Source organism: Micromonospora sp. NPDC047548 (genome assembly GCF_040642975.1).
GTDB lineage: Bacteria > Actinomycetota > Actinomycetes > Mycobacteriales > Micromonosporaceae > Micromonospora.
On sequence record NZ_JBEYTI010000031.1, the window covers coordinates 57,998 to 66,698 of the forward strand.

Here is an 8,701-nt window from a genome sequence, read left to right on the forward strand (position 1 = left end):
TCGGCTGGAATGCGCCGCATGGACCATACCGGGCTCAGTAGGGCGGCGGCCCGGTTCACCGTGCCGGCCGGCGCCAGCCGAGCCGGCGACCGTTCTCCATTCGCGTGATCTTCCGAGGGAGTGCGGCCGTTTCGCGGACCGGAGTCGGATGGGCAGAAATGAGTACCGCCATGGGTCGCTGAGGAGTCGGCGACCGCCTTGGGCCCGTTCGATACCGAAGCCGCAGCGGACGCGGTCCGGGGCGGGTGGTCACCGGAGCAGGGGTACCAGGGAACCGGTGAGTTCGCCGCCTGGGCGGTACACCACGCACATGATGTCGCGGTCGCCGTCGGCCCAGGTCTCCGCGGTGGGCAGGATCGGATAATAGTCCAGCCCGGAGGCGGCCCGGGAGGTCCAGCGCCGGACGAAGTCGCCGCCGCATCCGGCCCAGCCGAACGCCGCCAGCGCCGGCCGGTCCCACGGCCCATCCGGCGCGTGCAGGAACGCGTACGACTGGTTGTCCGCGCGTTCCTCGCACGGCCGGTAGAGCACGACCACCTCAGCGGCCTGTCGTGAGTAGACCGGGTCGGTGAAGCACTCACCACCCTCGATGTTGAGGATTCCCGTGGTCTGCGCGGTGACGAACGTGTCGTCCTTGCGGGGGGCCGGCGTGCGTGGTTCGGCGGCCGGGAACACCGCCAGTGCCAGGACGGCGGAGACCAGCGCCGAGCCCCGGTACCGGGGCCGGCGGTGCGGCGTCCTGCCCACCGCTGTCCGGGTCATCGTGGGTCCGTTTCGTTTCTGGTGACGCGGATGGTTCCGCGCCGCCGCATGGTAGGCCCGACCCGTTGAATCCAAGATCGACGGCTGATGTCCGGCATGAGACGTCCCGGTTGTCCGGTGGCAAAGGCAACTGGTCTGGATCATGAGTTCATCTGGCGGCCAGTCCGATGTCGATCCGGCTTCCACTCACCGGCCGGTAATGCGAGGGCCTGCCACGTCACCGCTGGCGGGCGAACCCATCTCGCTGAAGGGCTCCCTACCGTGAACAACAGCAGTAGACCCTGGATCACCATGTCGCGACGGACCAGGATCGTGGCGGTCGGCGGGGCGGCGCTGCTCGTCGGCGGCTTCGCACTCACCCCGGCGGCGTTCGGCGACGCCGCCCCGGCCAAGTACCCGGCGGCCTCGATCCACCGGCCGTCCCCGATGCCCGACCGCGTGATCCTCACGCCGACCACCGCTCCGGCGACCTCGCAGAAGGTGACCTGGCGGGCCGAGGCGACCGCGGAGTGGGCTCAGGCGCAGATCCTCGAGGCGCCGAAGGCGCTCGGCAGCGTGATGCCGGCCGCCGGTTCGGTGCGTACGGTGCCGGCCACCTCCACCACGTCGGTCAACACCTCGCTGGGCTACGCCTCGACGTACCACACCGTCGAGTTCACCGGGCTGCAGGCGGACACCCGCTACACCTACCGGGTCGGTGACGGCACCAACTGGAGCGAGTGGACCGACTTCACCACCGCCGAGAGCACCCTCGAGCCGTTCTCGTTCATCTACTACGGCGACGCCCAGAACTACCTCGACTCGGCCGTACCCCGGGTGTTCCGTCAGGCCTTCGCCGACCGGCCCGAGGCCAAGGTGATCGTCAACGCCGGCGACCTGATCGACTCCGCGAACAGCGAGGAGCAGTGGGGTCAGTGGTTCAAGGCCGGCGGCTTCATCGACAGTCAGGTCAACAACATCTCCGTGCCGGGCAACCACGAGTACAGCGGTGGGCTCTCCTCCTTCTGGCGCCCGCAGTTTCCGTACCCGGACAACGGCCCGGGTAACCCGGAGCTCAAGCAGACCGCCTACCACGTCGACTACCAGGGTGTCCGGTTCATCGGCTTGGACACCAACTACCAGAGCAACAGCACGCTGATGGCGGCGCAGACCGCGTGGCTGGAAGGCCTGCTGCGGGACAACCCGAACAAGTGGACGGTGGTCACCTTCCACCACCCGGTCTACTCGACCACCGGCACCCGGAACAACCCGAACGTCCGTGACCAGTGGGGACCGTTGTTCGAGAAGTACGGCGTGGACCTGGTCCTTCAGGGCCACGACCACTCGTACGGCCGGGGCAGCGTCGCCACCAAGCGTCAGTCGACCACCGTGCACAACGGTGTGGCCTACGTGGTCTCCGTCTCCGGCGGCAAGATGTACGCGCTGAACAACGGGGAAAACTGGACCGGTAACGGCGCCGAGGTGACCAGCAAGAGCCAGAACACCCAGCTCTACCAGCTTATCGACGTCCAGGCGGACCAGATCCGGTTCGAAGCCCGGTACGCCAACGGCGAGCACCACGACGGCTTCCTGATCCGTAAGAACGCGGCCGGCGAGCGCACTGTCAACGAGCTGCGCACGCCGGAGAACACCGTCGGCGAGCAGGTCACCGTCAACAAGACCACGGTCGAGACCCAGGGCCGGATCAAAATCTCCGCATACGGCTACGAGCCGGGCGAGAAGGTGACGGTCTACCTGCGCGACACCACGGCGGAGGAAGGCAAGAACGGCGTCTTCATCGGCTACCAGACCGCCGACGAGTTGGGCCGGCTCAGCTACAGCTTCGAGCTGCCGCCCACCACGAAGAAGAACTCCACCCACGTGGTCTACCTGACCAGCGACAACCAGAAGATCACCAGCCCGACCATCACCGTCACGAAGTAACCCGCGCCCGGGGCGGGCCGGTCGTCGCCGGTCGGCCCGCCCCGAGCCGGTACGAGCAAGGAGAGCCACGTGAGGATCCGTACCCAGGTCAAGGCCGGCGGGCACCGGGCCGGCGGCCGGTTGGCCGGTACGCTGCTGGCCGGCGCCACTGCGCTCAGCGCGGCCGTCGGTCCGGCCGCGCCGGCCGCCGCCCACCCGTTCGGTCCGCCGTCCACGGCCGGCATCAGCGTCGACGGCGCCCGGGTGACCCTGGCCTGGCAGGCCGCCGAGGACGACTGGGTGGCAATGGGCCAGTCGGTGGGCGCGTTCGAGGACCCCAACGCGGGCACTGTCGACACAGCGCTGACCGGCGAGCAGAAGCTGCAACGCTCGGCGGCGGTACGGGATTACCTGCTGCGGCACGTCGAGGTCAGCCAGGCTGGCCGATCCTGCGCGGAGGTGCTGCTGCCGCTGGAGCGACTGCTTGCCGACGGCGCCCGGTTCCGCTTCGACTGCCCGGAGCCGGTCACCGAGGTTCGGCTCACGCTCACCGCACTGACCGACCTGAATCCGGCGTACCGGACGATGGTCACCGCGAAGACGCCGATGACGCCGACCCAGGCGCTGTTCACTGCCACCGGTACCGGCCACGACCTGCGGGTCACCGCCACCGGTGGTGGCCGGCCCGCGGCGGTCACCGCGGTGGCTACCGGGACCGGGCTTGCGGCGGCCGGCGGCCTGGCCGTCCTGCTGGTACGCCGGCGGCGGGCGGGCGGACAGCGATGAACGGTCTGAGCGGACTCGACGCCCGGCTGGTCGCGTTCTTCGACGATGGCGTGGCCTTCTGGCTCGCCCTGGTGGTGGCGCTCGGCGTCGGAGCGGCGCACGCCGTGGCCCCCGGGCATGGCAAGGGCATCACCGCCGCGTACCTGGTCGGCACGCACGGCCGGTACCGGGACGCGGCGCGGCTCGGGGTGATCGTGGCGGTGATGCACACCTTCTCCGTGCTGCTCCTCGCGCTCGCCTGGGTCGGCCTCAGCGAGGTCGCCGGTCTCGGCACGGAGTCCATCACCGGTTGGCTCCAGGCGCTCGCCGGGCTGGTCGTGATCGGGGTGGGAGTCCGGCTGACCTACCGCCACCTGACCGGTCGCGGCCACAGTCACGGGCACAGCCACGGGCACAGTCACGGGCACAGTCACGGGCACGATCACGACCACGGACCGCGATCCGGGTCCGACGACACGCCGACCGATCCGTGGTCCCGACGTGGACTTGTCGCGCTCGGCCTCTCCGGTGGGCTGCTGCCGTCGCCGTCGGCCTTCCTGGTGCTGGTCAGCGGCCTGCTCACCGGCCGGGCGCTGGACGCGGTCCTGCTCGTCACGGCGTTCGGCGTGGGGATGGCGGCGACGTTGACCGTGGTCGGTGTGATCACCGTACGCGGATACGCGATGCTCGCCAGTCACGCCCCGCGCTGGTCACTGGCTGCCACGGCGGTGGCCTGGGCGCCGCTCGTCGCCGGCATCGCGGTGTCAGCCGGCGGCTGTCTATACCTGGTCGTCGCCCTGACCACGCTCACCACCTGACCACGCCCTGCCCGCTCGAACCTGCGGTAGCCGGAGGGGCCTGACCGGGCAGCACCGGCGCCAAACGGCCGCCGCGGGTCTCGACCGGTTCCAGCGGGAGCTTCGCCAGGAACTACTCCACCAGCTCGTATCTCGCCGGGTCCGGCGACCAAGGCGCCGAGGTGCTGCACCGTCACCGGCCGCGCCATGGCCCGGACGGACCGCAATCCCTCGGTCGCGGGTTCGAGTCCTGCCCGCCCCACTCCATGACTTGATCTCGCTGCTGACCGGTGCTTTTGTGGTTCGGGTAACCGGAGGCCCGCCCAATAGGTGGCGGTACGAGAACCGCGCTGCGGCCTGGGCCGGCTCGTTCATGCGTTAGTACTCTAACGTCACTTCGCTGGTCGGCTGGCGCGTGCCCGACTCCACCAGCAGACCGTCCGGCGATCGGGAAACATCAAGGCCTTCCCGTGGCAGTCTGAGCGCCCAGATTCGCTGGGCGGGACGGCTCATGCCGCAACGGCACGGCCTGGTCACTTTTGTGTGGACCGCCACCGACGCGGCCGGCCTGCCCCGCCCAGCCTGACAACCAATCCGATGACTGCCACTGTGGCCCCCGCGTAAAGAACTGGGACCCCGGGGCCAGGAAGCGGAATGAGTGCCAAGCCAAGGGTCCCGACTGCCAGACCAGCAACGAGCAGGACGTTACCTACCTTCGTCATTCGGCCTCCTTAGCGCTTGGCTTCGGCGTTGGGCGTGGCGTTGGCATGAGGACGGCCATAGCGTTGATCATCGATGGTTTGTGAGGACAACCGAAGGTCGTGCGGTGGCCGCGTGCCACAGCGTAGACCCCGCCGGGTGGCGGGTCATCCTGGACGAGGCGGCGGCGCGTGTCGCTGACCGGTTCGTTCGGCCGGAGCCACGTGCGACGGCGGCGCAGTTCGTGGAAGGGCTGCTGTCGGGCGTGGAACGCAAGACCTGCTGGTCCCCTCGCGGAACGGGCTGGCCACGCCGATCCTCAGGCGATGCAGCGGCTGCTACGCACGGCGGTGTGGGACGCCGACGCCGTCCGCGATGACCTACGTTCCTGGCTGGTCGAACGGCTCGGCCACCCCGACGCCGTGCTCGGCTGGTGGCCAGTGCGGCAGAGAGCGAGCTCCGGCGGCGGGTCGGGCGGCGCCTGGTCGCGGACTGGCAGGCCGAGCATGGTGCGTTCACCCTGGAAGAGATCGCCGCGGCGCGGGCGGAGATGGCCGCTGCCGACGCCCAGGCACTCAGCGGGCCCGGTCAGGCGGCAGCGTGAGTATTCCGTACGTCTACGACGCCGGGGTGCTGCTTGCGATCGATGGCAATGATCGGCGAATGTGGGCGATCCACCACCTGGGCGTCGAAGAGGGGCGACGCCTGCTCATCCCCTCCGTCGTCGTGGGACAGGCGTGGCGCGACGCTCGCCGTCAGGTCCAGCTCGGCCGGTTCCTGCACAGTTGTGAGGTTGTCCCGGTCGGCCTTGAGCTGGCGAAGGCGGCTGGCGTGTTGTGCGGCAAGGTCGGCACGCGCGACATCGTCGACGCCAGCGTGGTCACCGTCGCTCTGGCCTGTGGCGCGATCGTCTTCACCAGCGATCCGGAAGACATCGCGCAACTGTCGGCCGCCTCGGACGCCAAGCCGGGGCTGGTCATTCGCCGCCTCTGATCACGGCGGATGTCCTCCCGACGATCATGTCGACCGGTTGTCAGGCCATCCGCCTGCGTACGGGCGGAACCGACACGATCGGCCTCTGAGCTGCGGGAATGCGGTTTGGGTTCTGCCACATTGAGTCCACCAACCGCTGCTGAGCCGGGCAGACTCACAAGCGGATGTGGCGGTACCCGAACCGCTGTGGGTCAGGGCCGCTGGGAGCTTGAAGGCAGCGCGCACAGCGCGCCACGGCGGGCCGGTCCGGAGACGCGGCCGACGTGCCCTGGTGCCGGCAGCGATGAGTAGTGCCGCCTGCGGTGTAGGTCCTTCGCGAACAGTCGGACCGCATTCCTATATCGGCCGGGTGTAGCAAGCCACCACTCGGCGGTACGTTCCAAACGCCTCGAACAGGTGCGGATCGTGCCAACGACAAGCCAACTCTCCCAGCCATCGAGGGAAGCTCGCTTGAGGGCGGCGAGTCGCGCGGCGTCTGGTTCTGCTGCCGAGCGTCTATGCTGGCCGACGAGGACGATAACGCTCAGTAGTTGACCTCTGAGTCGAGCGGCATCTTGTTCTGTCGATGCGAGTGCACGGAGGCTCGCCGACTCAGCTCACCCTACGGACGCGATTGCCGCGATGGCAGCGTGTGGCCGATGAGTGCCTTCGCTGGGCCGCTGCAGGCGCTCAACTTCCGTGAAGCCGGCTCGCGCCAGTCGCTCGGAGAACTCGTCGACGGGCCAGCGATAGGCGGTCACGACCTTGTGGTCGAAGGCGGCGACCTCGTCACCTACGAAGAGACCAAGCACCAACGTTCCGGCCGGGGCCATTACTCGCCGGAACTCAGCGAGCACGTCGTCGAGTTCTTGCGGCGGCAGATGGATCAACGAGCCCCAGGCCAGGATGCCGGCGATGGAGCGGTTGGCAACGGCGAGATTCTCCATCGACCCCAGTTGGTAGCTACCGATCGGGTGGGCTGCCTGCGCATGGGCGATGAACTCGGGGACCATGTCGATTCCCGTTGCGTTGACGCCCAGCGAGCGAAGGTAATCAGTGATATGGCCGGGCCCGCAGCCCAGATCGAGCACCGTGCCAGGTCGGCCCGCCAGATGTCGCCCGATGAAGGCGAGGTCGTCGGCGTGTACCTGCTGGCTTGTACCGAACAGCTCGATGTAGAGCTCTGCGACGGACGCATAGGCCTGCCGGACCTTCTCTATGTTCACCTCGCGACTATATGAGCTTTCGGATTGGGCAGAGCAGGTCCGGGGCCAGTGCGGGGAAGCACGTCGATTCTTGCGGTGCCCGCATCCGGGAATTCGAGGGCAAGGTCAGATGCGCACTTCTTCCGCGAGTCGCGCGCTACGCAACGTCACGGCGCTCGGTCGGGTCAGCGTCCGGTCGTGCCGATGAGCGGATGCCAGTGATGCGTCTGGCACCATGCCCCCGTGGGGCAATACCCGACCGGGCCAGCAACCTCCGTGCTGGCGGGTGCCGACGTGGTGCTCGTAGGCCTGTTCTCGGCCAAGGATAAGGAGTTCGTAGCGAAGCTCGATTTGCTGGCGGTTTCGGTGGAGGCACTTGGTGGGCGGGTGGTTGGCCGGCATGTCCAGCGGCGGGGTGTCTCACGTGGCGGTGCGGCCAAGATGACCGCACCGTTCTCGCGGCGGACACTGCTTAGCCCCGGCAAAGCCCGCGATATCGCGCGGGTGTCCCGGGCTGCGGAGGTCGACGTTGCGGTATTCGTCAACCCGCTCACGGAGCACCAACGAACTGTTCTCGGCGACATGTTCGGGTGTCTCGTGATCGGCGGCGAGGACCTCATCACCCCGGGTCGGTGAGCGCCCGCAGATGCTGCTGATGGACTATGTCCTGGTGCCACGCGGATCTCGGCCGAGCATGAGGGAGGCAGACCCGAGGTCCAGAGGATTGATGCCGGCGTCAAGGTGGATGTGGGCGCCCGAAGGTGCCCGCGCGTCGGACAGCGCCAGGCACATTCGCGCGAAACCTCGAAGGCCGGCCGGATCGCCGATGATCTCCACCGCGCCGTCAACGATCTCGACGATTATCGTGCCGCCCTCGGCAGGGGCTACGACCCCGACGGCCGGGTCGTACACCGGAACAGAAACCGGCTTTGCGCAACCGCAACGTGCTCTACGGCAACGGGCCGGAACGGCTGGATCATTGGCAGTTACTGCGCGATCGCCGCCGGCACCCGGTTTCTGATGGCCGGCGCCGACCACCCGACGATGGGCGCGTCCACCTTCCCGTTCACCATCTTCGGCGGCGAGTGGGCCGAGCGGACCCTCGACCTCGTCACCGCCATGCCCAGTCGTGGCGGCGCCGTCGTCGGCAACGACGTCTGGTTCGGCTACCAGGCCACCATCATGCCCGGCGTACGGATCGGCGACGGGAGCCATCATCGCGGCCGGTGCGGTGGTGACCGCCGACGTGCCGCCGTACGCGATCGTTGGCGGCAATCCGGCCAAACCGATCCGACGCCGTTTCGACGATGCGGACATCGACCGGCTACGTCGCGCTGCCTGGTGGGACTGGCCGATGCGTTGGCCCTGGCCCTGAACCTCATCGCTCTCGCCGCGACGGCTGTCACCGCTCTGGCCGCAGCAACCGGCCGAACGCCAGAAGAGGTGCTGCGGCCGATGGATGGGCCCGACCTCCGTCGGTGAGCCGCAGCCGACGCGCCAGTCCCGGCATGAGTAGCCCTGTGTCAAGCGGCGGACGCGAGGACGGCCTGCAAGGCTCGGTGGCGGGTGGGGTCGTAGGCGACGCGGTCTTGCCAGCAG

Annotated in this window: 8 protein-coding genes and 1 pseudogene; 7 read left to right on the forward strand and 2 right to left on the reverse strand. The window is 68.7% G+C overall.

Annotated elements, in window-relative coordinates; genetic code table 11:
• Window positions 1–249: 249 nt before the first annotated feature.
• Window positions 250–762: a hypothetical protein gene (locus ABZ807_RS24955; protein WP_357162565.1), complete on the reverse strand. Its 513-nt coding sequence runs from the start codon at window positions 760–762 to the stop codon at window positions 250–252.
• 291 nt (window positions 763–1,053) lie between these two features.
• Here ABZ807_RS24955 and ABZ807_RS24960 point away from each other — a divergent pair, with 291 nt between their 5' ends.
• The 5 genes from ABZ807_RS24960 to ABZ807_RS24980 all read left to right on the forward strand — a co-directional run bounded on the left by ABZ807_RS24960 (window position 1,054) and on the right by ABZ807_RS24980 (window position 5,918).
• A complete protein-coding gene (locus ABZ807_RS24960; protein ID WP_357162568.1) occupies window positions 1,054–2,685 on the forward strand; it encodes a metallophosphoesterase family protein in 1,632 nt (543 codons plus the stop codon).
• A gap of 69 nt (window positions 2,686–2,754) precedes the next feature.
• A complete protein-coding gene (locus ABZ807_RS24965; RefSeq protein WP_357162571.1) occupies window positions 2,755–3,450 on the forward strand; it encodes a hypothetical protein in 696 nt (231 codons plus the stop codon).
• Complete coding sequence (locus ABZ807_RS24970) at window positions 3,447–4,247, forward strand: hypothetical protein (protein ID WP_357162574.1); 801 nt, start codon at window positions 3,447–3,449, stop codon at window positions 4,245–4,247. The genes ABZ807_RS24965 and ABZ807_RS24970 overlap by 4 nt, the downstream gene beginning before the upstream one ends.
• Before the next feature lie 1,111 nt (window positions 4,248–5,358).
• Window positions 5,359–5,529: a hypothetical protein gene (locus ABZ807_RS24975; RefSeq protein WP_357162577.1), complete on the forward strand. Its 171-nt coding sequence runs from the start codon at window positions 5,359–5,361 to the stop codon at window positions 5,527–5,529.
• Window positions 5,526–5,918, forward strand: a complete 393-nt coding sequence (locus ABZ807_RS24980) for a hypothetical protein (protein WP_357162579.1) — start codon at window positions 5,526–5,528, stop codon at window positions 5,916–5,918. Before ABZ807_RS24975 ends, ABZ807_RS24980 begins: the two co-directional genes overlap by 4 nt.
• 596 nt (window positions 5,919–6,514) lie before the next feature.
• On the opposite strand, the gene ABZ807_RS24985 is transcribed toward ABZ807_RS24980, so the two are convergent.
• On the reverse strand, window positions 6,515–7,123 hold the full coding sequence (locus tag ABZ807_RS24985) for a class I SAM-dependent methyltransferase (RefSeq protein WP_357162582.1): 609 nt from the start codon (window positions 7,121–7,123) through the stop codon (window positions 6,515–6,517).
• A 222-nt stretch (window positions 7,124–7,345) separates the two neighbouring features.
• Between ABZ807_RS24985 and ABZ807_RS24990 the strand changes: the two genes are divergently transcribed.
• Window positions 7,346–7,738, forward strand: coding sequence for a hypothetical protein (locus tag ABZ807_RS24990; RefSeq protein ID WP_357162585.1), 393 nt, complete (start codon window positions 7,346–7,348; stop codon window positions 7,736–7,738).
• A gap of 302 nt (window positions 7,739–8,040) precedes the next feature.
• Window positions 8,041–8,459, forward strand: a pseudogene (locus tag ABZ807_RS24995) (CatB-related O-acetyltransferase); the annotation flags it as partial.
• Window positions 8,460–8,701: the final 242 nt, after the last annotated feature.

What these genes read in the sequence shown, in the direction of transcription:
- ABZ807_RS24960 (WP_357162568.1), top strand. Translation starts at nt 1,054, where the DNA reads ATGTCGCGACGGACCAGGATCGTGGCGGTCGGCGGGGCGGCGCTGCTC.
- ABZ807_RS24970 (WP_357162574.1), top strand. Translation starts at nt 3,447, where the DNA reads ATGAACGGTCTGAGCGGACTCGACGCCCGGCTGGTCGCGTTCTTCGAC.
- ABZ807_RS24955 (WP_357162565.1), bottom strand. Translation starts at nt 762, where the DNA reads ATGACCCGGACAGCGGTGGGCAGGACGCCGCACCGCCGGCCCCGGTAC.